This is a genomic window from Myxacorys chilensis (genome assembly GCF_059505265.1).
The window spans coordinates 197495-219938 of sequence record NZ_JCACKG010000094.1 but is presented as its reverse complement, the minus strand read 5'-3'; the positions used below and the strand labels follow the sequence as shown (position 1 = coordinate 219938).

Here is a 22444-nt window from a genome sequence, read left to right as displayed (position 1 = left end):
ACGAAGAGCAAAGCGATGGCGGCGGGGACATTCCAGAAAGATAGTTTAGATTGGCAGTTTCAGCAGTTTTGGTGGCGAGTGGGCGAATGGATTGAGCTGCATTTTCCCAAATTTGACGCCCCTAACGTTCCGAGTGCGCCCCAGTGGAGCTTCCCGATGTGGTTGTTTCAAGGAGCGTTTTGGGCGATTGTAGCTGCCTTGGTCTTGTGGCTGGGTTGGCAACTGTATCAATGGCTCAACCCGTACTTTGATCCAAACCGTCTGAGGCTTTCTAAGCGGCTAGATCGCAAAGCAGAGTCTCATGATCGCGATCGCACGATCGCCTTTTGGATGCATGAGGTTCAACGGTTTCAGCAGCAGGGAAACTACCGAGAAGCCTGTCGTGCCCTTTATATGGCCACGCTACAGCGACTCAACGATACAAAACTTGCTCCTCATCAAGCCAGTCGCACCGATCGCGAATACTGGAATCTGGTGCAACTGTTGCCGCGATCGCACGCGTATCAAACGCTGCTCAGAACTCATGAACAGCTTTGCTTTAGCAATGCCACCATTTCAGCCGAAGTCTTTCATCAGTGTCAGCAAGCTTATAGCGACCTTGAGCGCAATTCTTTAGATGAGGAAGGAAAGCGTGCTGAAGCGTATTGATCGAAGAATTCTGGCGGGAGGCCTTGCGATCGCAACCCTCATTCTTTTAACGCTATTTATCGCTCCTAAAAGCAATCCTCAAATCAGTGGCTCTACGTTCAGTCGTGCGCCCGATGGCTATGGAGCGTGGTCTGTCTATATGGAGCGCCAAGGAACACCCATTAGTCGCTGGCAAAAGCCCTCTGAAGCCTTTGTCAGTTCTCGCAAGGGTACGAAAACAACCTTTTTGCAAGTTAATAGTGGCTGGTTGCCCTTCAGTTTGTCCGATGCTGAACGAGAATGGGTGCAGCGGGGAAACACGCTGGTTGTTCTAGGAGCAGGCACTCCATCCGCAACGGAGGCTTCCTTCACCACAATTCAAGAGGGCAACGTCAGGATTGATACGGGGCGACGGGAGAAATGGACCGATCACAAGTCACCGATCGCAGATGATAGTGAGACGTTGCTCTATAAAGGCAAACCGCTGTTGCGCGATCGCTATGGCACGATCGTTTGGGAAACAGCGATCGGCAAAGGTCGCGTAATTTATTCAATCACTCCCTTTCTGGCTGCTAACGCCTATCAAGGTGAACCGGGAAATTTTGCGTTTTTAGAAAAATTAGTCAAACAGAACGGTAACACCGTTTGGGTAGATGAGTATCTGCACGGATACAAAGAAGCAGAAGTTGCAAAACGAGAAGATGCTCAGAACTGGTTCATCTACCTGCTCAAAACACCGTTGCTTCCGGTTACAGTGCAAGCTAGCGTTTTGCTGCTAGTTCTAATCTGGGCGAGTAATCGTCGATTTGGGCAACCTGTGCCTCTAGCCGAGTTGGCAACTGAGAATAGCAGTGCTTACATCAAGGCATTAGCAGGAGTATTGCATCAAGCGAATCGTAGCGAGTTCGTTGTTGATGTGGTTGGGCGCGAAGAACAGCTTGGAATCCAGCAAGCGTTAGGGTTGAGCGATTCTCAGCTAGTCGATACCGCAACGCTGAAATCGGCGTGGATGCAGCAAACCGGACGCTCTGAAGAAGAGTTAGAGCAAATTTTGCCGCGGGGTTTGCACTTTAGTGCCCAAGATCTGTTGGCTTGGCTCAGTCGAGTTCAAGAGATAAAAAAGCATCTCCCTCGCTTCTAACGTTGCCCATCACCCGCCGCCGATAATCTTTGCGTCATAACCAGTAGACTTTCAACGGTCGGTGTGCCTGGGCATTGTTATGCAGCGATCGCCACCGATTAGTTCATTGCGTCCCAGATTACCTTAATATCCGTAAACTGTCGAAATCGAGAGACTTTTCCATCACAAAGATTATACACATGGGCTGCCGAAGAGCAGAACGATTTACCCGTTGAACGATTACGACCCGCATAACTGCCAATAACGATGACAGTTTTCCCTGCATCTAGATACTGTTCAATATCAAACGACCACGATTCCCAGTTGTCATCAAATGCTTTGAAAACCCCCTCGACGACTGCTTCGGCTCCTCGATGGGTTGCCCCTCGCGGGAATCCTTCATTTTGAATCCATTCAAGATCAGGTGTGCAAATTCGTAGAAAGGCATCATAATCCTTCTCACGGAAAGCTTGATACAACTCCTGAATAATTTCGAGGTTTGTCATAGCCTGCCTCAAAACTTTGACCGTTTGGTATAAGTAGTGCTACTATACCACCATGAGCAGAGGACCTGAAAAACAATTCGATCCTGAAGTTGCCCTAGCAAAGGCAATGAAAGTGTTTTGGGCACGAGGATATGAGGCAGCCAGCCTTGCTGAACTGCTTGAACACATGGGAATCGGTAAAAAGAGTCTCTATGACACGTTTGGCAACAAGCGATCGCTCTTCCTTAAGGCGTTAGACCACTATGCTCAGACAGAGGTGAAAGCCATCCGAGATCAGCTTCTAGCCCCAGGTTCGCCGTTGGAAAACCTGGAACAAGTCCTCCAACACTTGCAGCAACAACATTCGTTACCCGGAAGTCAAGGCTGCATGTTGGGCACTAATATTGCTGACTTTGATACAGATGAGGTGGAAATTGCATCCATTTTGCGTTACCACCTTCAAGCAACGGAAGATGCTTTTTGTATTGCGATCGACCGTGCTCAAAAAGCAGGCGAAATCAATACGGCTGCTAGTTCCCGCAACCTCGCGCGCCTACTGCTGTGTACAACACAAGGCATGGCATTAATTGGTCGAGTCTTGGAAGATGAAGTACTTTTACGCAGCACTGTAGAGGCAACACTGGCACTGCTCAAAACTGTCTAATTTTTTTGCTTTAACTTAGACCAATCGGTATAGGTTATCGTCACTAACAAGCGAGGAATCACAATGGCACGATTAGCAAATAAAACAGCCGTTATCACCGGAGGCACAACTGGAATTGGATTTGAAACTGCCAAACAGTTTGTTGCAGAAGGAGCGCGAGTCATCATTACTGGGCAGAATGAGGAGCGTTTGCAAGCTGCTGCAAAAGAGCTGGGTGAAGCGGCGATTCCAGTTCGAGCTGATGTTCGCTCCCTACCTGACCTGGAATCGTTGGCAGCACGAGTAAAAGCAGAATTTGATGGACTGGATATTCTGTTTGCGAATGCTGGTATCGGATTGTTTGCACCCCTAAATGCCATTGATGAAGCATTCTACGATAACCAGTTTGATGTCAATGTCAAAGGTGTATTTTTCACGGTGCAGAAGCTTGCTGAATCCCTAAATGAAGGAGCAAGCGTTATCTTGAATGCATCAGCCGTCCATGAGAAGGGTGCAGCAATGGGAAGTGTGTACTTTGCCACAAAAGTAGCGGTGCGATCGTTGGCTCGATCGTTGGCTGCTGAATTAGCATCTCGCCAGATCCGAGTTAATGCGATTAGCCCTGGTTTTGTGCCTACGAATTTTCAAAGCAAAATGGGACTACCACCAGAAGCACTCAACAGTTTTGGTGATTATATTAAGCAATCTGCCCCATTAGGGCGATTTGGAAACCCAGTCGAGATTGCTGCTGGTGTCGTTTTTCTCGCCAGTGATGAGTCATCTTACATGACAGCAGCAGATCTCGTGATTGATGGCGGATTTATGAACGTTTGAGGCTAAGCTGCACGATTACTTAATTAAAGTGCGATCGTTTTGTTCCGTATACGCTCAAAGCGATCGCCGCACCTCGGTAACTTCGGCATCATTACCAAGATCTCTCGGCAGTTCGCTCCAACCGAAACGTTAGCTGGTTGGCATCAGACGCAATTTAAAGTGAGCAATTGCATAAGGATGGCTTCTAGTTGGCGACTATAGCTAGTCCGCTGCAAAAGCTCACTACCCCTGACTGGATAGTGCCTTGCGGAAAACAATCTTGTCCGCCCCTTCTGCATAAAACTCGCGTATAAGTGCTTCCTCGTCGTAACCGTTCTTTCGATAGAACGCTCGCACATGCTCAAAGTCTGGCGTACCCATCGTCTCAACTAGTAAGATCCGTGCACCCCGGTCTGCCAAAATCTGCTCCACAAACAGTAGCAGTTTCGCACCGCGTCCTTGTCTTTGCTGAGTCGGGTGGACGGCAATCAATTGCAGGTTCCATGTCCCGCTGGTCATTCGTTCCGGTTCGCAGTAGGCTAATCCTACAAGTCCGTCATCATCGTCCGTAATCCAGAAGGGATGAGTGTCGCCATCTTTGCTCAACGAGTCAGTCAACATTTGACGCAACTCCTCTAGTTCGTCGGACGAAAAGAGTTCGGTAGAGTCGGCTAAGACAATCAGCGTATCTGTGTCATCGGGCGTGATTGAGCGAATCATAGCGACTCCATGGATGTAAAAGAGGAAATATTACAACAGTTGTTATGTAGTAATGAAAATATAACAACTGTTATGATGAGATGTCAAGATGACTGTTCTATGTGGCTGCAAACTAGGGAGAGCTATGAGTTATGAGGAGCGACGTATTGAAGTTGCTAATGCGGCATGGCGGGTGATTGTCCGTGAGGGATTGGATCGTACCAGTATGCGGGCGATCGCGCAGGAACTTGGCTCCTCGACCGGAGTTGTTACCCACTACTTTCGAGATAAAGAAGAACTCATCTTATTTGCTTTAGAACAAGTGTTTGAAAACGTCCTAAAGGATATGAAAGCTTGTACCAAGAGAGGGCAAGGAATTGACAGGCTAGAACAGATGATTTTTATGGCTCTCCCTCTGGAGGTCAGTGATAAAGCTGATTGGAAAGTTTGGGTAGCGTTTTTGGGCTACTCGATCGGGCGCGAACACCTAGTTCAGGAGCACCGAAAACGCTATGACTTTTTACGGCAAATTATTTCTCAAGAGTTAGCTGATTTGCAAACAGCTAATCTAATTCGAGCTGATCTTGATTTAACCCTCGAAGCCAATGCACTCGTTGCCCTAGTAGATGGCATTGGCACTGGAATTATCATCTGCCCTGAGCAATTCTCGGCAGAGCAACAACAATACCTTGTGCGGCGACATATCAATGCTTTACTGGCATCATCCTGAACATCGACGAGTAAGCTTTAAACTACTGCCACCACCCGTAGACGAAGACAGCTAACGACTAAATTAACCGCTCATGCGGCTTAGACTCGACGAGCGAATTCGTTCTGCTGATAGATCGGAATCAGCTTTTTCTTAAGCCAAATGGATTCTCTAGCGTGTAGGTAACACGGATCAGGATAAAGGTCGATGGCTCGATCGAAGCACTCCAGCGCATTGCCATACGCCTGCATCTCGGTAAGCAGCAATCCTCGGTTAAACCAGGCCTGATGGTGATCAGGCTGCATCAGCACCGCGCGATCGTACGACCCCAGCGCCTCAGCAAACCGCTTTAGACCCGATAGCGCATTTCCTCGGTTGTTCCAGGCTTCCGCAAAACTTGGAGCAAGCGCGATCGCCTGATCAAATGCCGCGATCGCCTCACCGTACTGTTCTTGCTCACAAAGCTGACACCCCTGCTGATTCCAAGACGCCGCACTCATATCATTACCTCTAAACCCTATAGCTTTTAGTTTGAGAGAAACTGGTTGCCTCGTCTGGGGGAGATTCCTCTACTCGATATGATTCGGTTGGCCTGTAGTAGAGATTAGTCTTGTCTCTTACACTGAAAGTGAAGTTTGCCTAAACGTCTTGTGTCTCAACTGCTTGATCCGCACGTTCTGATCGAACTGATGTTAGCAATCAGCCTCAGCGCTGCCTCTGGCTTTCGGGTATTTGTGCCCTTACTTGCTCTGAGCGCCGTATCGGTATTAGGGCACTACGATTTGCCGCCAAACTTTGACTGGATTGAGAATCCTCAAGCCTTGACGCTATTTGCGATCGCTTCGGTTTTAGAAGTGGTGGGCTACTCGATTCCCTGGTTTGATCACGCCTTGGACGTTCTTGCAACTCCAGCGGCAGTTATTGCAGGCACAGTGGTTGCTGCCTCGGTTGCACCTGACATGAACCCGCTGATCCAGTGGACGCTTGCGCTTGTTGCAGGCGGCGGAACTGCTGGACTGACGAAAGGTTTGCTAAATCTATTGCGAGGCACATCAACGACCGCTTCAGGCGGACTGGCTAATCCGATTTTTGCTGCGTTAGAGCTAGTAATGTCTATTTCGCTATCGGTATTAGCCTTTACTGTGCCTGTCTTAGCTGGCGTTCTAGTGATTGCGCTGTTAGGGTTTGCGCTCTACAAACTTGTGCAGCTAATCGCTCGATTTCGTCGCGCCAAGCCAACGGATTTACCCTCCTAACAGATATTTCAACTGAATTTGAACCTTGGTTGATCCGCCTGCCACTCGAAACGCCGTTTCCGAAAAGCTCGGAGCGCTTAAGCGAATCGCTGGATTTTTAGAGAACCCAAAGCCTTCTGTAGGAATGCCAAGTCCGTTTCGATTCGCTTGTTTGTCACCATTGGCATCGTGCAATACCGCGATCGCATAATTCCCAGGTTTAAGGTTCTGAATCTCGACTTCAAACGAACGGTTCGTGATTTTAACGCACTGATTTCGCACCGCATTTGTCGTTTCGGTGGGAAATCCTTGCTTGCTTGCGAAAATGCTGTAGCAGATATTTCCCCGCTGACTCCGCAACCCATCGACTTCGACCTTCAGTTTGGTTGACTCTGCTGTCGCGTGCGAGGCAGACATCAAGCTACTCAATACAGTTAGCAAAACAGCACCAATTTGAACTGACCTCGCCATACCGCTCCTTGCAAAAGATGTGACTTCTACTAGGGTTGCACAGAAACTGGTGTTCCGACCTCAACCTGCTCAAATAGCTGGGTCACATCTTTATTCCACATGCGAAGGCAACCATGTGACACCGCTTGCCCGATCGACTCGGGTTGATTTGTGCCGTGAAACCCAATCTGAGTTTTACCGTCTGTCCAAATACCAATCCAGCGTACCCCAAGCGGATTGTCATAGCCGGGTTGAATTTTACTACCCGTCTTGAAACTAGTGAAAATAGGATTCACTTCTTTATTAAGCACCTGATGTTCGCCGACGGGAGTTTCCCAACCCGATCTACCGATCGCAACCGGGTAGCTGGCAATTACGGTTTCACCGTCATACACATAGACCCGCCGCTTTTTCAACTTCACCACGAGCCGAACCGTTCGATTTTGATCATTTGTTAGACCCGCAGGCGAAGCATCTTTTGGAGCCGCAGGCGAAGCATCAACGGGTGAATCGGGCAAGGACTGAGCCACTGCTGCCCAAGGTGTTAGCCCTAAAACAAGAATGCTGAGAATCAGAAGCGACTGGCTTTGCCAAGCTCCGAAGGATCGCTGAACCATAACCAAACATCATGAATTTAGCCTTCTACAGATCGTTGGAACACACCTGTTCGAGCAAGGCAAAGATCTTTTCTCTTCCGCCTTTTCCTTAGATATAGAATGTCCCATTTCTGCGCTTCGCTATCACAAGCTGCGAAGAATCATTCTTCTGGTGTAGAGCAACGTATTTATTGATGTGACCCGCTGACTAAACCACCGCGACGACAGATTCAATCGCTATAGAAAATAGACTAAAAGATAAGTCAAACTAAAAAATCTGCATCAAGAACCTGCTCAACCGGGTAGGGGCACTCAGTTGGAAATGTTGCCACTGGCTTTTGCGTTTCTCTCGCTGCATCTCGGCGAGCGCGTCGGTAATACTTCTCCACCCACTCTGAGTCTTGAAGAAAACGTTGCAAGCTAGGAGTATCTTCCAAGCAATCTTGAATCTTGTCCCGGCAGTTAGAGAGGGTATCATCCCAACTTTTGGTTCTTCGCTCAGGCTGATACTGGCATTTAAGTAGGTGCATCAAAAGGATCTGTAAGTAGCTGCCAAGTTCTCTCTGTTCACTACGCCCCAACGCTTCTAATTCCTCTGCCAAATTTTCAACGTCCAACCCCGCCCAGCATCCATTCCGCAGGTACTCCGCTTGTTGTTGCGTCCATTGCAGGAAATCTTGATCATAAAGTGTTGCTTTACTCATTAGTCGTTGCTCCCCTGCCCGATAATGGGTCAAGCTTTTTGTCTAATGCTTGTTTAATGTAAGACTGTGCGACAATTTTACCTTGAGATTTTTAGCTTGACAGAATGATCAGCCTGACAATGTATTGCTCTACCAAGCTGTACAGAGAAACTTAGAGTGAGAAGGCTAAGGCAACCGTGTAAGACTTTATGCTTCAGGCGTCTACATTTATCATCTTCTAGTGAACAATTTCTTTGCAAAAGTGATGCTCCGACACTCCGTTCCCTCTACTTGTAAAGCATAATCGGAGGCATCCCTCATTCCTTTTCTTATCCCCTCTTGCCCTAGCAAGATAGAATGAATCCAGCAATTCTCAACATTAGCTTCAGCAAAGAACATGGGCAGAGTCGTTGGTATTGACCTGGGAACTACAAACTCGGTGGTGGCGGTCATGGAGGGCGGGAAGCCAGTGGTCATCGCCAACGCAGAAGGCACGCGGACAACTCCTTCCGTGGTTGCTGTCAGCAAAGACGAAGAACGGATGGTGGGGCAACTCGCTAGACGGCAAGCCGTCCTTGATCCGCAAAATACATTTTTTGCAGTGAAGCGCTTTGTGGGGCGCAAATACGCCGAACTTTCGCCCGAATCGAAGCGAGTTCCTTATACGATCCGCAAAGACGAGGCGGGCAACATCCGAATCAAATGCCCTCGCCTCAATCGCGACTTTTCGCCTGAAGAGATCTCGGCTCTGGTTCTCAAGAAGTTAGCCGATGAAGCTACTCGCTATTTGGGAGAACCCGTGACCGGGGCAGTAATCACTGTGCCCGCCTACTTTAATGATTCTCAGCGCCAAGCGACCCGCGATGCTGGACGGATTGCCGGACTCGATGTGAAGCGGATTTTGAATGAACCGACAGCTGCCTCGTTAGCTTACGGTCTCGATCGCGTCAGTCAAGAAACAATTCTTGTGTTTGATCTAGGTGGCGGTACGTTTGATGTCTCGATTCTAGATGTGGGCGATGGTGTCTTTGAAGTCAGAGGCACGAGCGGTGACACACAGCTGGGCGGCAATGACTTTGATAATAAAATTGTCGATTGGCTGGCAGAGCAGTTCTTAGAGCAAGAAGGCATTGATTTACGCAAAGATCGTCAAGCGCTGCAGCGTCTCACCGAAGCTGCAGAGAAAGCGAAGATTGAGCTTTCCGGAGTTAGTGTAACTGCCATTAATTTGCCGTTTATTACCGCAACAGAAGACGGTCCCAAGCATTTAGAAACCCGGATGACGCGATCGCAGTTTGAGGGATTGTGTGGTGATCTCTTGAGCCGTTTGCGGGGTCCTCTGCGTCAAGCGTTTCGCGATGCCGAAATGATGCCCGATGATATTGATGAAGTGGTGCTAGTCGGCGGTTCGACCCGAATTCCGATGGTGCAAGAAGTCGTGCGATCGCTGATCAATCTCGAACCAAATCAGAATGTCAATCCTGATGAAGTCGTTGCTGTCGGAGCCGCAATTCAAGCTGGGATTTTAGCGGGCGATTTAAAGGACATTTTGTTGCTCGATGTGACCCCAATTTCGGTTGGCTTAGAAACGATCGGCGGCGTGATGAAAAAGCTGATTCCACGCGGCACAACGATTCCTACTCGCCGATCCGACACCTTCTCAACATCAGAAGATAACCAAACGATGGTCGAAGTCCACGTTCTGCAAGGCGAACGGGAGATGGCATCGGGTAACAAATCGCTGGGGCGCTTCAAGCTGATGGGCATTCCACCGGCACCGCGTGGAATTCCGCAAATTCAAGTGTCATTTGATGTAGACGCTAACGGCATTCTGCAAGTTACCGCGATGGATCGCACCACCGGGCGCGAGCAGAGTATTACCATTCAAGGTGCATCGAATCTGAGCGAAGATGAAATCCGGCAAATGATTCGCAGCGCTGAAGAATATGCCGAAATCGATCGGCTCCGTAAAGAAAAAGTTGAGAAGCGAAATCGAGCAGAAGCGCTGACCTTTCAAGCTGAGCGTCAACTGCGAGAAGCAACGCTTGACTTCGGCATGACGTTTGTGAGCCCCTATCGCAATCGTATTGAACCGCAAGTGCAGCGCCTCCGAGAAGCATTGGCAAACAACGACGATCGCGGCGTAGACATTGCTGAGGCAGATCTCAAAGATGCTCTGTACGATCTCAATCGTGAGGTCTATCAACAGACCAAACTTGATGAAGGCGAAGGCGGCTTCTTCGAGTCGATCAAAAACTTTTTCCTCGAAGACGACGAAGATTACTACTACCCCGAACCTCGTGATCCTTATGGGTCATCTCGTGATTACTGGAATGCCGGACAAAGTAGCTATGGGCAAGGTAGCTATGGGCAAGGTAACTACGGACGTGATAACAATAGTTACGGACGTGATAACTATACCTACGGGCGCGACAACTACACCTATGGACGGGATAGCAGTAGCCGCGATCGCGATAATGCTGCTGCTAGTCGAGATAGCTATGGTCGGGATAGCTATAGCCAGAATGATAGTAGGCGTGATTCCTTCGATGGTGTACCCAACGATCGCTATGATTCTTCAGAGCTTGGCGGAGCTAGTCGCGATCCTTACAGCGGTCAAACTTCGCCGAATCGAGATCCATATCAAGATCCATACAATGATCCTGCGGAGTTTGGCAGAACCAATCGTCCTCCAGCCAGTCGTGACCCGTATGCCAATTCAGACTCCTCTAGAGGCCGCGATTCTTCATTGGGCAGAGCCAATCGTGATATAAACCGCGACTCCTACGATTCGACGGAGTTGGGCAGAGCTAATCGCCCCTCAACTAGCCGCGATCCATACGCGAATCCAGACCGCTCTAGAAGCCGAGACCCCTACAGCGCTCCGTCTTATGGCGATGATCCTGCGGAGTTTGGCGGAGCCAATCGCACCCCTTCACAAGATCCTTACGGCAGTCGAGATACTTCTAGAAACCGAGGTAACGGGACTCGGCGCGATTCTGATTTCTATGATCCGGCGGAGTTTGGCGGAGCCAGTCGTGGTTCTCAGCAGAACTACGGCTCACCGAGACAAGATCCTCCCCGCCGAAATCCAGATCTAGATGCTCCTCGACGCGATAATGGTTCTGGTTACTCGTCCAGTCGACCTGAAATTGGCAGCCGCCGCTCACCTGATGCTCCAGACTTTGGCAGAGCCAATCGTAGCGATTCCTCTAAAAAACGTCCCGCTCGTCCCAACTACGCTCAAGATAACTGGGATGACGAAGACGATTGGCTGTAAAAAAAAGTGAGTGCAGAGCGAAGAAGTGAGGTATTCTTTCAGTCTTCGCTCTGCACTCATGCTCTATTTCTAACCACGCTCTATGCAAAATTTCCGTAACTATTATGAAATCTTAGAAGTTGCTAGAGATGCGTCAATGGACGAGATCAAGCGCTCCTACCGTCGGCTTGCGAGACAATATCATCCCGATGTCAATCAAGGTGACAAAGCGGCTGAGGAAAAATTTAAAGACCTCAGTGAGGCGTATGCCGTGCTATCGGATGTAGCAAAGCGATCGCAGTATGACCAATATGGAAATTTTTGGCAGCAGCGCGGGTTTCAGAAGAATGGACGGAACGGACGAGGGGGAGAGGTCGATTTTGGCGCGTTTCGCAACTTCAATGACTTCTTCGATCAGTTTTTAAGCCGGACTTCTGCCAGTTCTACCGCATCCCCACGAACTACAACTACAACTACAACCAGAACTGCCCCTCGCCGTGAACCGCCCCGCGCGCCAGTGGAAGATGTTTTTCGTCCGGGCACGAGCAAAACGAGTTATACCGTCAGCACCCCTCGTCCGCCTGCTCGTCGGGATGCGGAAGCCAGGTTAACGGTTCCCCTAGAAAAAGCCTACGCAGGTGGGCGAGAGCGAATTCGCCTAGAAGACGGGCGATCGCTAGAAGTTAATATGCCGTCCGGAATGGTGTCAGGTCAACGCGTTCGGCTGAAAGGACAGGGGGTAAACGGCGGCGATCTGTATCTAAAAATTGAAGTTTCTCCCCATTCTTTTTTCAAAGTTGAGGATGCCGACATCGTGTGTCAACTGCCGATCACGCCCAGTGAAGCGGTGCTAGGTGGCGCAATCGAGGTGCCAACATTGGATGGCATGGTGAAAATGAATATTCCGGCGGGGGTACGATCGGGGCAACGGCTGCGATTAGCGAATAAAGGCTACCCAGTCGCAAGTACTTCAGAAGATGGAATCACTCGAGGCGACCAGATTGTTGAAATTCAGATTGCGTTTCCGAAAGAACTAACCGAGCAAGAGCGTGAGTTATACGAAAAATTACGCCAGTTTGAAACCTTCAATCCCCGTCAGAATTTGATTCAATAATTTCTGATAGAAGAGTCACAGTTGATAAGAACACCAATCACTCCAGCTCCCGCCGTACAGCTTACCGTCTCGATTGATCGCGGCAAGAGAAAGCAAATTAACGCAGGCTGAAACACCCGAACCGCAGTAGACTAAAATTTCTTCTGCGGACTGAAGATCTGACCAGCGATCGCGCAATTGATCATCTGACTTCAAATACCCTTGCTCGGTCGTTACCTCTTGCCAAGGATAATTGACTGCACCCGGAATGTGACCTGCGATCGGGTCGATTGGCTCTCGCTCTCCTCGATAACGTTCTGGTTCGCGAGAATCGACTAATGCAACAACAGGGGAGTCCTTTTTGGCTTTCACTGCTTCTATGTCTACAACCCAGTCAGGACGGGGACTTGGGATGAATCTTCCTGATGTCTGGGGTGGAATGTCAAGAGTGACTGCGCCTCCTGCTGCTTTCCAAGCTTGGAATCCGCCATCTAAAACGGCAGCGCGGTCATGACCTAAATATCGCAATAGCCACCACAACCGAGCTGCGAATGCAAACCGAGAATCATCGTAGGCAACGACCAAGTTAGAGTCGGTAATGCCCATTGCAGAAAGTTTGGCACTTAGCTTTTTCGGATCTGGTAACGGATGCCGTCCGCCATGTTTTTGAACTGCGCTCGATAAATCCTGATCGAGATCTAAATAGTAGGCTCCTGGAATATGCTCCGCTTCGTACTGTTGCCCTCCGAGTGTCGGCTCCATCAAAGCAAAGCGACAGTCGATTACAACGACTTGAGCTAAGTTTTCTTGGAGCCATTTGGCAGAAACAATTGGAGACTGGCTGATCATGATCTCTATCTTTCAGTTTTAAGGTGCTTGGCAAAGCCAATGGCACAGCCTCTACTCTATCTCACGGGCGAGTCAGCCTTGAAGCTTTCACTCCTGATCAAACCTGCAAATGAAGTTTGATCCTGTCTAAAGAGAGAAGCTATGCGATCGTAGATTGATGAGAATTGAAGCATGTTGTATAAAACGAATGCGTTAGAGAAATCCTATGAAATTTTTACGTCTTGTATCGGCTATTTTGCTTCCGCCCCTGGCTGTGTTTCTGACTACAGGCATTAGCACAGGCTTAATTGTTAGTGTTCTTCTAACTGCTCTAGGCTGGGTTCCGGGTATTATTCACGCCCTTTGGCTAATTCAAAAAACAGAAGAGCGACGGGAAGGCGTTTACTAAGGTTTTACTAAATTAGAAAAGCCTCTCGATCCTTGGATCGAGAGGCTTTTTTGGTAATGCACACCTACCTTCAATCAAAGAAGAACTAGGTTGAAGGCTTTACATTCTTTGCCATTTCAAGGAAAGAATTCATATTTGCACCAGGCCGACGACGAGTGCTGGTTGGTTTGGGCGCTAGGTACTCGCTTGCAAAGCTAACTGTTGGCTTCGGCATGTTGAGAGCAACATTGGCAGGAGCCGGAGGCTGTGAACCGTTGGTGGATGCAGCATCTTGTTTGGCAGATTCTGCCTTGGCGGGTGCTGCTTTCTCCTTATCTGCACCTGTAGCCGACTTGAGTGAAGCTTGAACCGCTTTTGCTGAATCCCCTACAGAGTTTTTAACTGCTTTGACAGGTTCTGCATTTGATAACTCCGCCACGGAAGCTTTGGCCGCCTTGACTGGCTCTGCTTTTGCTCCGCTAGAGGTAGCCTCGACTTTAGCGGGTTCTGGTTTAGCGGAATTTTCTGCGTCTGACTTGCTAGGAAGCGGCGCAAACTTAGATTCGTCTGCCTCCATGTAATAACCGCCGTTTTTTTTGCCGCCTAGCAGCCCACCAACAAATGAAAAAATGCCGCTAAATAGTTTTTTGATGAGATTAATTAAACCGCCCATGTATCAATGCTCCTGGGATGAGTGCTGAATCCTGAAGTTTCTGCCAAATGAAAGCAAATTTAGATAAGACTTCCTTAATTTCATTATCAGTCTCTCCTGGATCTCCTTGCAATACTTCATCCCAGTTTTTTAGATAATTTAGTAGGTTTTTTCTGCCTCACTGCTGTCCGAGAAGAGTCCTAGCAGAGGGCCAAGAACCGCTCCAAATAGGAATCCACCAGCGTGTGCCCAATAGGCGACGCCGCCCCGCTCCATTCCAATATTTGCTGGAACGCCAAGACTAGCAATGCCATAGAGCGCTTGTTGCAGAAACCAGATGCCAAGGTAAGCGTAGGCAGGCAACCGAACTGGAATGAGAATACCTAGCGGAATGAGCGTTAGAACACTAGCTTTTGGAAATCGCAGAATGTATGCGCCCATCACGCCCGCGATCGCGCCACTCGCACCCAGCGATGGAATCGTCGAGTTGGATGAGAAATACCATTGCGAAAGCGCCGCTAGCGCTCCACAGGTCAAGTAGAAAATCAAGAATTTGACGTGCCCTAATCGATCTTCTACGTTGTTGCCAAAAATCCACAGAAACAGCATGTTTCCAGCGACATGGAGAAAACCACCATGTAGAAACTGCGAGGTGAATAGTGTAATCCATTCGGGAAAGGGCTGATACCCCAGTTCTCCACCGCTAAAGTGCCGCGATAGCTCTTGAGGGATGACGGCCCACGTGTAGAAGAAATTTTCGAGTTGCGGTGGCGTTAAGCTGAGTTCGTATGCAAAAACTAAGATGTTGACTGCAATCAACCCATACGTCACATAGGGTTTAATGCGAGTTGGATTGTCGTCGCTAATCGGAAACACGAATTTTGCCCCATAGTAATCCTTTAGCTGGAAGAATAGCGAACTTATAGCGATCGCGTCTGTTGATCTGAAGACAGATTCCGACTACAGGTAGCTTGAGGAAGTGGGTAGATCTTACGATCCCATGCGTTTAATGATGTTCTGCACAATGGTGATGCCGGTAATTGCTTGGTACCCAAATAAACCCATGATGGCGACGTTGATTGCAATGTGGCTATACCGCGCCCAGTCTTGTCCCTTCTGCATAAAGGGCGAGAGCGATGCGGAAACGGCAATCATTCCAGTCATGCCTAGTCCAATGAGCAAGTGTGGAGCGACGAATAACTTACCGCTGTTAATGTACGTTGCTCCCATTGCGCCGATTGAACCAATGACCATAATGGCAAGCACTACTGAACCAATTTGGTAATGTTTGACATTAAATTTTTCTTTGAGGAGGTTCTTCTTCAGGTCTCCAGTGGCAGTGCGGGTACGACGCCATTGCAGTCCCGAATACAAAGCGTAGATGGTTAATGCTAGTAGCACCCACATCAAAACGGGATGGACAAACTGACTATAAACTTTGAGGAACTGAAGTAGCTCAGAAGACATAGAGGTTCTTTGTCTAAGCGAGGAGGTTAATAAAACTTAGCATATCGTACCTCCTCTCAGTTTCTGGCGCTCTGCGAACCTCTGCTCTAGATTTTTGCTCTTGGTTTTAGTGCAAGAAATGGCGAATTCCGGTGAATGCCATGACGATTCCAAGTTCGTTCGCCGCATCGATGGACTCTTGATCACGCAAACTGCCACCCGGTTGAACGATCGCACTAATTCCGGCAGCCGCAGCCGTGCGAACCGAGTCATCAAATGGAAAAAATCCATCACTGGCGAGGATGGCTCCTTGAACCTGTTCACCGGCCTGTTCAAGCGCAATTTTGACAGAGCCAACGCGATTCATCTGTCCTGCTCCGACGCCGATCGTTGTACGATCGCGGCTCACAACGATCGCATTCGATTTCACATGCTTACAGATCTTCCACGCAAACAGTAGTTCGGCGAGTTGTTCGGGCGTCGGTTTCTTCTCGGTAACGAGGTTCCACTGGGTCACATCTGCAACGATGTCATCGGCGGCTTGAACCAGAAAGCCACCTGCGATCGCTTTGATCTGTTCGAGTGCGCCTGTCGTCAGATCTGATAGAGTCAGCACCCGAACTTTTGACTTTCCCTGCAAAATCTCTTGCGCGTCGGGGTCGCAGGCCGGGGCGACAACGCATTCTAGAAAGGTTTTCATCATGGCGGTAGCAGTGGGGGCATCAATCGGACGATTCAGCGCCACAATTCCACCAAACGCCGAGATTGAATCTGCATTAAAGGCTTTTTCGTAGGCTTCGAGCAAGGTTGCTGCCATTGCCGAGCCACAAGGATTGTTGTGCTTGATGATAGTAACGGCGGGGTCGCTATCTGGATCGGCGAACTCAGCGATAATTGATCGCGCTGCTTCTAGATCAACCAAATTGTTGTAGCTCAGTTCTTTGCCTTGTAACTTGGTAGCGGCAGCCCAGCCAGTCGGAGTAGCGCCCATTTGATACCAAGATGCCTCTTGGTGCGGATTTTCTCCGTAGCGCAAGGGTTGAACTTGCTGACCGGTGAGGGTAAAAGCGTCAGGAAGCACGCCTGCTTGTGCTCCTTGATGTTCAAGATAAGCAGAGATGGCGCGATCGTAGCTTGCGGTGTGTTTGAATGCTTGCAATGCACACGTTTGCCGGAAGGCCAAGGATGCGACTCCATCATGCTGACGCAACTCTTCTAAATAGGAGCCGTATTGATCGGGACTGCAAAGAATAGTGAGATGAGCGAAGTTCTTAGCGGAGGCGCGGATCATTGCAGGCCCGCCAATGTCGATCTGCTCGATCGCTTCGGGTAACGTAACTCCCGTTTTAGCGATCGTGGCTTCAAAGGGATAGAGATTCACTACAACGAGATCGATCGGACGAATCTGCTGAGCTTCTAAATCTGCAATATCCTGCGGTTCATCTCGCCGCGCCAAGATTCCACCATGAATTCGGGGATGGAGGGTCTTCACCCGTCCTCCCAAAATCTCCGGCGACCCTGTGTAATCTGAAACCTTAGTGACAGGTAAGCCTGCCTCCTTCAAAGCTTGTGCAGTTCCTCCACTGCTGATCAGGTCAAACCCAAATTCTTCTACCAAACTCCGAGCTAAATCAATCAGCCCAGTTTTATTTGAGACGCTCAGTAGAGCTAAACGTGCCATGAGTTTAATCCTGTCGGTTGAGTAGGTAGGCATCTCTCAGGATAAAGGATGATGGTGAAACAGAAAGGAATGATGAGATTAAGGCTCAGGTTATGAGGATCTATCTAGATATGTGCAGTCTTCAACGCCCGCTTGATACAAAGACACAAGTTCGAGTAGCGGTTGAGGCAGAGGCAATTCTGAGTATCATCACGCTTTGGGAATCTGGGCAGCTTGAGCTTGTTTCGTCGTCAGTGTTGGTATTTGAAGCAGAGCAGATTCCGCTTTCCCAAAGAAGAACGTATATTCTAGAGACGTTACTCAAAGCGAATTTATTTGTCTCAAGTAGTGCGTTGGTTGAGGAACGAGCGCAAAGATTTGTGGATTTGGGAATTAAACCGTTGGATGCGCTGCACTTAGCCTCTTCAATAGAAGCAAAGGCAGATTATTTTTGTACGTGTGACGACCGCTTCTTGAGACGAGCAAAGGAAGCAGACACCGAATCGACGAAAGTTGTGTCACCTTTGGAACTGATTACGGAGATAACAGAATGAGTGTCCAACCAAAATCTCTTAATGAAATTACTCAAGAAGCGATCGCAATCCTCTCTAGAGAAATTGGGACTGCCAATACGCTTCGGTTTCTGAATCAGTTTTCATCTGGATATGGAAACTACACAGAAGAACGCAAGGAGCTTTTCAAAGATCTGACGTTGGATCAGATTTTGCAGCAAATCAAAGAGCGTTGAGATGCGATCGCTGCAATTTTGAAGTCAATCAGCCAGTTTTATTTGAAACGCTCAGTAGAGCTAAATGTGCCGCGAGTTCAATCCTGTCAGTTAAGTCTGTTTTTCAGGATAATGGATGATGGCAATGTCGAAGAGGTCGAGGAGATTAGAAAGACGCGAGGAGCAAAAACGATATAGAAGAGTAGTCTGAAGTTCTAGCGTAAGCCTTTGAGCTTCATCGTGGATGCTTAAAGGTTCATCGTTGATAGTACAAAGCATCAAGCGTGAATGTTTGAGCTTCATCGTTGATGGTCTGAGCTTCGAGCGTGAATGTCTGAACATCAAGCGTGAATGTTTGAGCTTCGTCGCTGATGGTGTGAGCATCAAGCGTGAATGTTTGAAGTTCATCACTGATACTCAGAGCTTCGTCGTTGATAGTTTGAGCTTCGAGCGTGAATGTTTGAACATCAAGCGTGAAAGTTTGAGCTTCGTCGCTGATGGTGTGAGCATCAAGCGTGAATGTTTGAGGTTCAAGCGCGATCGTTTGAGGTTCAAACAAGAACGATTTAGAGAAATCATCCCCCTCATTTATCTTCTCTGCCGAACTCCCACCATCCCCTCTATGATCGAAGACACAGAGTTACCCGCTAAATCAGTGTCTTTGCAAGCTATCACCATTCCACCCCAATCTGGTCAGTCGCCTACAGGCTTAATTGTCATCCTCCACGGTTGGGGCGCAAGTGCTCAAGATGTCGCCTTCTTGTGTTCCTTACTAAAACTACCCAACATTCAATTCATGGTGCCTGACGCACCTTTCTCGCATCCCTACAGCACCACTGGAAGAATGTGGTACGACCTCTCGAACATCGTGAACTTTCGGAGCGACATGAGCCAGCAACCCGATTTGAAGAAGAGCCGTCAACTCCTAATTGATTGGCTTAAATCTTTAGAAGCCAGCACCGGAGTTCCTTTGTCGCGAACCATTTTGGGTGGCTTCTCCCAAGGTGGCGCGATGACGCTTGACATTGGAACCCAGCTTCCATTAGCCGGACTGATGGTGATGAGCGGTTATCTGCACAGCGCAATTTCTCCCCAGTCCAGCTACCCACCTATTTTGCTGGTGCATGGTCGTCAAGACTCCGTTGTGCCACTATCTGCCGCCCAGCTTGCAAAACAACAGCTAAACGCGATCGGGGCAAAGGTAGACTACAAAGAATTTGATATGGGGCACGAAGTTTCTCCCCTAGTCCTGAATGAAGCGCAGCAATTCGTTGAAAAGATTTTGCTCTAAGTTTGAAGGATTGCGAACCGAGATTAACGAAACCTTTACTCTAGGTTCCAACGGAGGAAGCTGAAGTAAACTTTAGTTAGGGGTCAGCCATCTGTTTCATTAGTTCAGTACAGTAGTCAATACAGCAACGGATGGATTTAGAGGGAGGTGAAAGCCGTGCAGACATTCAAATATACAGAACTCGATGTGGCCAAGCTCACAGAGTTAGACATTCAAACGTTGGCAATTCGGTTAGAGCAAGATGACTACAGCAGTGTCTTCGATGGCTTAAACGATTGGCATTTGCTCAGAGCGATCGCATTCCAGCGCCCTGAACTGGTCGAACCTTACCTCTATCTTCTAGACTTAGAAGCCTACGATGAAGCATGACCGCCTAATGTTGAAGTACAAATTTAAGCCGACGCCGCTCGCTATTCGGGCGGTTTTTCATTTTAATCGCACCTCAATCTATTAATTGCGCTTCAAGTCATGCAGGGTAAACGAATTCTCTTTGGCATTGGCGGCGGCATTGCTGCTTACAAAGTCTGTCATCTTGTCTCAGCGCTGGCAAAATCTGGGGCAGAGGTACGGGTCGTGCTCACAAAGTCTGCCCAATTCTTTATCACACCCCTAACGTTCGCTACCCTCAGTCGTCATGCTGCATACACCGACGATGATTTTTGGAGTCCGGCTCATCATCGCCCCCTCCACATCGAGCTTGGTGAATGGGCAGAACTCTTTGTTATTGCACCGTTAACCGCGAATACTCTCGCCAAACTGAGTTACGGTATGGCGGATAATCTACTAACCAATACGGTATTAGCATCCACCTGCCCAGTGTTATTAGCTCCGGCAATGAATACAGACATGTGGGAGCAACAGAGTGTTCAACGCAATTGGAATCAGCTTTTACTTGACTCGCGCTATCATGCTGCGAATCCAGGAGCCGGAATTTTAGCGTGCGATCGCGTCGGTACAGGACGCATAGCAGAACCCGAAGAACTCTTGCCTCATATTCAATCGCTGCTCTACACCGGAGGAACTCGCGACCTCAGTGGCAAACACATTCTCATTAGCGCAGGTGGAACCCGCGAGCATTTTGATCCAGTGCGCTTCATTGGCAATCCCTCGACTGGAAAGATGGGAATTGCGATTGCGCAAGCAGCCCTACATCGCGGCGCACACGTCACCCTAGTTCATGCCCCAATCGACGCGCACTTGCTGGCTCCCCTCAAATCGATTCGTCTTGTTCCGGTCACTAGTTCTGCCGACATGAGGCACGTGATGAAAAAACACTTACTAGACGCCGATTGGATTGTTATGTCTGCGGCGGTTGGAGATGTACAACCCACCCTCTACAGCACAGAAAAACTACCCAAAAAAGATTTGCCCACTGCTCTACCGCTCGAACCGATTCCCGACATTGTGGCGGAGTTAGCCACCCTAAAACGTCCTGATCAGCGATTAATCGGATTTGCCGCCCAAACCGGAGATTTTGTCACCCCTGCGATCGCGAAGCTAGAGCGAAAAGGACTAGATGCGATCGCCGCCAATCCGATCGATCAACTTAATAGCGGGTTTGGCAGCGATACCAATCACGCTGTTTTCATCGATTGCACAGGTCGCCATGTTGAAATCCCGTCGTGCAGCAAATTAGAAATGGCGCATCGTCTGCTCAGCTTTGTTGACGCGATCGACAACATTAATCGCTAGTGAACTTCGCCTAAGACGAATTGGTTGGGCAGATTGTATCGGTAGTTAAACTTTGCGAGCAGGAGAGCGTAGACTACGATCGCACGTTATTTTCGCTGGTAGCGGTCAAAACGACCTCACGCTTTATCACAGCCGCGTAATTCATCTGTTCTCCTCGATCTTCAGAGCGGAAGTAGTCGCCCTCAAATCTATTTACCGTCCCACCTAAAAAACTTGAAAATGTGTAGACAATACTGACTTTATTAATCTATAGTGTTTAATTGTCGCTAAAATTTCAGTTATACGATTTCCTGACAAAGTTTATCAGATTGGCTTTTTGCAGAGAGAATCTGAGCGGTGCTTTGAAACGCTGTTTAATCAGGAAATTTTTAGAGCGATCGCATCTTCAGGCGAGAAAGCTGAGAATTCCGTCAAGGTTTCCATTTAGCTTCGCGTTTGATCCCAGCAACCGTTGGATACTGACTAGTGCGCTAGCCAAGTCCATCGCTGGTGAAAGCATCCTAGAGTCTAGCTCCAAAACAGCTTTGAGTCGGTTGCCTGAAGTTCAACTCAAAAAAGCGGAATCCGCTACCTCTTGATCTCCTAGAGGCAAGATTCTTTCGGTCTCTAGACCGTAGAGTCCATTGGAGTGACTCAAATCTGCGATATCCAAAATCGCAAGTTTGACATGTTTACATGTAAGAAAAAGGAGACCCGTTACCGTGACAGTCGGTATTCTCGGAACAAAACTTGGCATGACTCAAGTGTTTGACCCAACAGGAAAATCTATTCCTGTCACCGTCATTCAAGCTGGTCCATGCCCGATTACCCAAGTCAAAACCAAATCAACAGACGGCTACTCCGCCATTCAAATTGGGTTTGGTGAAGCGAGAACAAAAGTTCTTAACAAGCCGTTGCTGGGACACTTGGCCAAGACCAACACCGATCCTGTGCGTCACCTGATTGAGTGCCGCGTTGAGGATGCCAGCCAGTACGAACCTGGTCAGCACCTCAAAGCTGACTTGTTTGAAGCAGGTCAATTAGTTGATGTCGTCGGTACGAGTATCGGTCGCGGCTTTGCAGGCTACCAAAAGCGCCATAACTTCAAACGCGGTCCGATGGCCCACGGTTCTAAAAACCACCGCGCCCCCGGTTCTACTGGAGCTGGAACGACCCCCGGACGGGTCTACCCCGGTAAGCGGATGGCAGGTCGCCTCGGTGGAACCCGCACCACGATTCGGAAATTGACCGTCGTCCGTATTGATGCTGAGCGCAACCTCATCCTAATTAAAGGGGCAGTTCCTGGTAAGCCCGGTGCTTTAGTGCAAATTATGCCTGCAAACATTCGTGGCAAGAAGGGCTAAGGAGA

Annotated in this window: 27 protein-coding genes; 15 read left to right on the top strand and 12 right to left on the bottom strand. The window is 48.7% G+C overall.

Annotation, left to right across the window (positions count from 1 at the left end; translation table 11 throughout):
- Positions 1–15 precede the first annotated feature (15 nt).
- Complete coding sequence (locus tag AC5JLB_RS07075) at positions 16–648, top strand: DUF4129 domain-containing protein (RefSeq protein ID WP_495873132.1); 633 nt, start codon at positions 16–18, stop codon at positions 646–648.
- A complete protein-coding gene (locus AC5JLB_RS07070) occupies positions 632–1768 on the top strand; it encodes a DUF4350 domain-containing protein (RefSeq protein WP_495873131.1) in 1137 nt (378 codons plus the stop codon). Before AC5JLB_RS07075 ends, AC5JLB_RS07070 begins: the two co-directional genes overlap by 17 nt.
- A 98-nt stretch (positions 1769–1866) precedes the next feature.
- Here the strand turns inward: AC5JLB_RS07070 and AC5JLB_RS07065 are convergent, their stop codons facing one another.
- A complete protein-coding gene (locus tag AC5JLB_RS07065; protein WP_495873130.1) occupies positions 1867–2253 on the bottom strand; it encodes a nuclear transport factor 2 family protein in 387 nt (128 codons plus the stop codon).
- 52 nt (positions 2254–2305) lie between these two features.
- Here AC5JLB_RS07065 and AC5JLB_RS07060 point away from each other — a divergent pair, with 52 nt between their 5' ends.
- A complete protein-coding gene (locus AC5JLB_RS07060; protein WP_495873129.1) occupies positions 2306–2896 on the top strand; it encodes a TetR/AcrR family transcriptional regulator in 591 nt (196 codons plus the stop codon).
- A 63-nt stretch (positions 2897–2959) separates the two neighbouring features.
- Positions 2960–3709, top strand: a complete 750-nt coding sequence (locus tag AC5JLB_RS07055) for an SDR family oxidoreductase (RefSeq protein WP_495873128.1) — start codon at positions 2960–2962, stop codon at positions 3707–3709.
- 222 nt (positions 3710–3931) lie between these two features.
- Here AC5JLB_RS07055 and AC5JLB_RS07050 read toward each other — a convergent pair whose 3' ends face one another.
- The gene (locus AC5JLB_RS07050) at positions 3932–4408 is read right to left on the bottom strand and encodes a GNAT family N-acetyltransferase (RefSeq protein ID WP_495873127.1); all 477 of its coding nucleotides are present in this window, start codon (positions 4406–4408) and stop codon (positions 3932–3934) included.
- A gap of 124 nt (positions 4409–4532) precedes the next feature.
- Here AC5JLB_RS07050 and AC5JLB_RS07045 point away from each other — a divergent pair, with 124 nt between their 5' ends.
- Positions 4533–5117, top strand: a complete 585-nt coding sequence (locus AC5JLB_RS07045) for a TetR/AcrR family transcriptional regulator (protein WP_495873126.1) — start codon at positions 4533–4535, stop codon at positions 5115–5117.
- An 80-nt stretch (positions 5118–5197) separates the two neighbouring features.
- On the opposite strand, the gene AC5JLB_RS07040 is transcribed toward AC5JLB_RS07045, so the two are convergent.
- Complete coding sequence (locus AC5JLB_RS07040) at positions 5198–5596, bottom strand: tetratricopeptide repeat protein (RefSeq protein WP_495873125.1); 399 nt, start codon at positions 5594–5596, stop codon at positions 5198–5200.
- 150 nt (positions 5597–5746) lie between these two features.
- Between AC5JLB_RS07040 and AC5JLB_RS07035 the strand changes: the two genes are divergently transcribed.
- Positions 5747–6352 (top strand): DUF4126 domain-containing protein, encoded by a 606-nt coding sequence (locus AC5JLB_RS07035; RefSeq protein ID WP_495873124.1) that lies wholly within the window; start codon positions 5747–5749, stop codon positions 6350–6352.
- Here AC5JLB_RS07035 and AC5JLB_RS07030 read toward each other — a convergent pair.
- From AC5JLB_RS07030 to AC5JLB_RS07020, 3 genes are all read right to left on the bottom strand, one after another.
- The gene (locus AC5JLB_RS07030; RefSeq protein WP_495873123.1) at positions 6341–6802 is read right to left on the bottom strand and encodes a DUF2141 domain-containing protein; all 462 of its coding nucleotides are present in this window, start codon (positions 6800–6802) and stop codon (positions 6341–6343) included. The two genes, AC5JLB_RS07035 and AC5JLB_RS07030, sit on opposite strands and share 12 nt — an antisense overlap.
- Positions 6803–6831: 29 nt before the next feature.
- On the bottom strand, positions 6832–7398 hold the full coding sequence (locus AC5JLB_RS07025; protein ID WP_495873122.1) for a L,D-transpeptidase: 567 nt from the start codon (positions 7396–7398) through the stop codon (positions 6832–6834).
- 242 nt (positions 7399–7640) lie between these two features.
- Positions 7641–8081: a DUF29 domain-containing protein gene (locus tag AC5JLB_RS07020; RefSeq protein WP_495873121.1), complete on the bottom strand. Its 441-nt coding sequence runs from the start codon at positions 8079–8081 to the stop codon at positions 7641–7643.
- Between the two features lie 376 nt (positions 8082–8457).
- On the opposite strand from AC5JLB_RS07020, the gene dnaK reads away from it, so the two are divergent.
- Both dnaK and AC5JLB_RS07010 read left to right on the top strand, forming a co-directional pair.
- The gene (dnaK, locus tag AC5JLB_RS07015; protein ID WP_495873120.1) at positions 8458–11340 is read left to right on the top strand and encodes a molecular chaperone DnaK; all 2883 of its coding nucleotides are present in this window, start codon (positions 8458–8460) and stop codon (positions 11338–11340) included.
- Between the two features lie 82 nt (positions 11341–11422).
- On the top strand, positions 11423–12433 hold the full coding sequence (locus AC5JLB_RS07010; RefSeq protein WP_495873119.1) for a DnaJ C-terminal domain-containing protein: 1011 nt from the start codon (positions 11423–11425) through the stop codon (positions 12431–12433).
- 15 nt (positions 12434–12448) lie between these two features.
- Here the strand turns inward: AC5JLB_RS07010 and AC5JLB_RS07005 are convergent, their stop codons facing one another.
- Positions 12449–13261, bottom strand: coding sequence for a sulfurtransferase (locus AC5JLB_RS07005; protein WP_495873118.1), 813 nt, complete (start codon positions 13259–13261; stop codon positions 12449–12451).
- A 205-nt stretch (positions 13262–13466) separates the two neighbouring features.
- Between AC5JLB_RS07005 and AC5JLB_RS07000 the strand changes: the two genes are divergently transcribed.
- Entirely contained in the window at positions 13467–13649 is a 183-nt protein-coding gene (locus AC5JLB_RS07000) for a YqaE/Pmp3 family membrane protein (protein WP_495873117.1), read from the top strand.
- Between the two features lie 85 nt (positions 13650–13734).
- Here the strand turns inward: AC5JLB_RS07000 and AC5JLB_RS06995 are convergent, their stop codons facing one another.
- The 4 genes from AC5JLB_RS06995 to purH all read right to left on the bottom strand — a co-directional run bounded on the left by AC5JLB_RS06995 (position 13735) and on the right by purH (position 17407).
- Entirely contained in the window at positions 13735–14301 is a 567-nt protein-coding gene (locus tag AC5JLB_RS06995; RefSeq protein ID WP_495873116.1) for a hypothetical protein, read from the bottom strand.
- Between the two features lie 138 nt (positions 14302–14439).
- On the bottom strand, positions 14440–15156 hold the full coding sequence (locus AC5JLB_RS06990) for a rhomboid family intramembrane serine protease (protein ID WP_495873115.1): 717 nt from the start codon (positions 15154–15156) through the stop codon (positions 14440–14442).
- Positions 15157–15270: 114 nt separating this feature from the next.
- Positions 15271–15747 carry a DUF4079 domain-containing protein gene (locus tag AC5JLB_RS06985; RefSeq protein WP_495873114.1) on the bottom strand — a complete coding sequence of 159 codons (477 nt, stop codon included), beginning with the start codon at positions 15745–15747 and terminating at the stop codon, positions 15271–15273.
- A 106-nt stretch (positions 15748–15853) separates the two neighbouring features.
- Entirely contained in the window at positions 15854–17407 is a 1554-nt protein-coding gene (purH, locus tag AC5JLB_RS06980; RefSeq protein WP_495873113.1) for a bifunctional phosphoribosylaminoimidazolecarboxamide formyltransferase/IMP cyclohydrolase, read from the bottom strand.
- A 92-nt stretch (positions 17408–17499) separates the two neighbouring features.
- Here purH and AC5JLB_RS06975 point away from each other — a divergent pair, with 92 nt between their 5' ends.
- Positions 17500–17940, top strand: a complete 441-nt coding sequence (locus AC5JLB_RS06975) for a PIN domain-containing protein (RefSeq protein ID WP_495873112.1) — start codon at positions 17500–17502, stop codon at positions 17938–17940.
- Entirely contained in the window at positions 17937–18134 is a 198-nt protein-coding gene (locus AC5JLB_RS06970) for a hypothetical protein (RefSeq protein ID WP_495873111.1), read from the top strand. Before AC5JLB_RS06975 ends, AC5JLB_RS06970 begins: the two co-directional genes overlap by 4 nt.
- Before the next feature lie 235 nt (positions 18135–18369).
- Here AC5JLB_RS06970 and AC5JLB_RS06965 read toward each other — a convergent pair whose 3' ends face one another.
- The gene (locus AC5JLB_RS06965) at positions 18370–18672 is read right to left on the bottom strand and encodes a hypothetical protein (RefSeq protein ID WP_495873110.1); all 303 of its coding nucleotides are present in this window, start codon (positions 18670–18672) and stop codon (positions 18370–18372) included.
- 63 nt (positions 18673–18735) lie between these two features.
- Between AC5JLB_RS06965 and AC5JLB_RS06960 the strand changes: the two genes are divergently transcribed.
- From AC5JLB_RS06960 to rplC, 4 genes are all read left to right on the top strand, one after another.
- The gene (locus AC5JLB_RS06960; RefSeq protein ID WP_495873109.1) at positions 18736–19404 is read left to right on the top strand and encodes an alpha/beta hydrolase; all 669 of its coding nucleotides are present in this window, start codon (positions 18736–18738) and stop codon (positions 19402–19404) included.
- Positions 19405–19560: 156 nt separating this feature from the next.
- Positions 19561–19773 carry a protein IsiD gene (isiD, locus tag AC5JLB_RS06955; RefSeq protein WP_495873108.1) on the top strand — a complete coding sequence of 71 codons (213 nt, stop codon included), beginning with the start codon at positions 19561–19563 and terminating at the stop codon, positions 19771–19773.
- Positions 19774–19872: 99 nt separating this feature from the next.
- On the top strand, positions 19873–21096 hold the full coding sequence (gene coaBC, locus AC5JLB_RS06950) for a bifunctional phosphopantothenoylcysteine decarboxylase/phosphopantothenate--cysteine ligase CoaBC (RefSeq protein WP_495873107.1): 1224 nt from the start codon (positions 19873–19875) through the stop codon (positions 21094–21096).
- Positions 21097–21797: 701 nt separating this feature from the next.
- Entirely contained in the window at positions 21798–22439 is a 642-nt protein-coding gene (gene rplC / locus AC5JLB_RS06945) for a 50S ribosomal protein L3 (RefSeq protein ID WP_495873106.1), read from the top strand.
- Positions 22440–22444 lie beyond the last annotated feature (5 nt).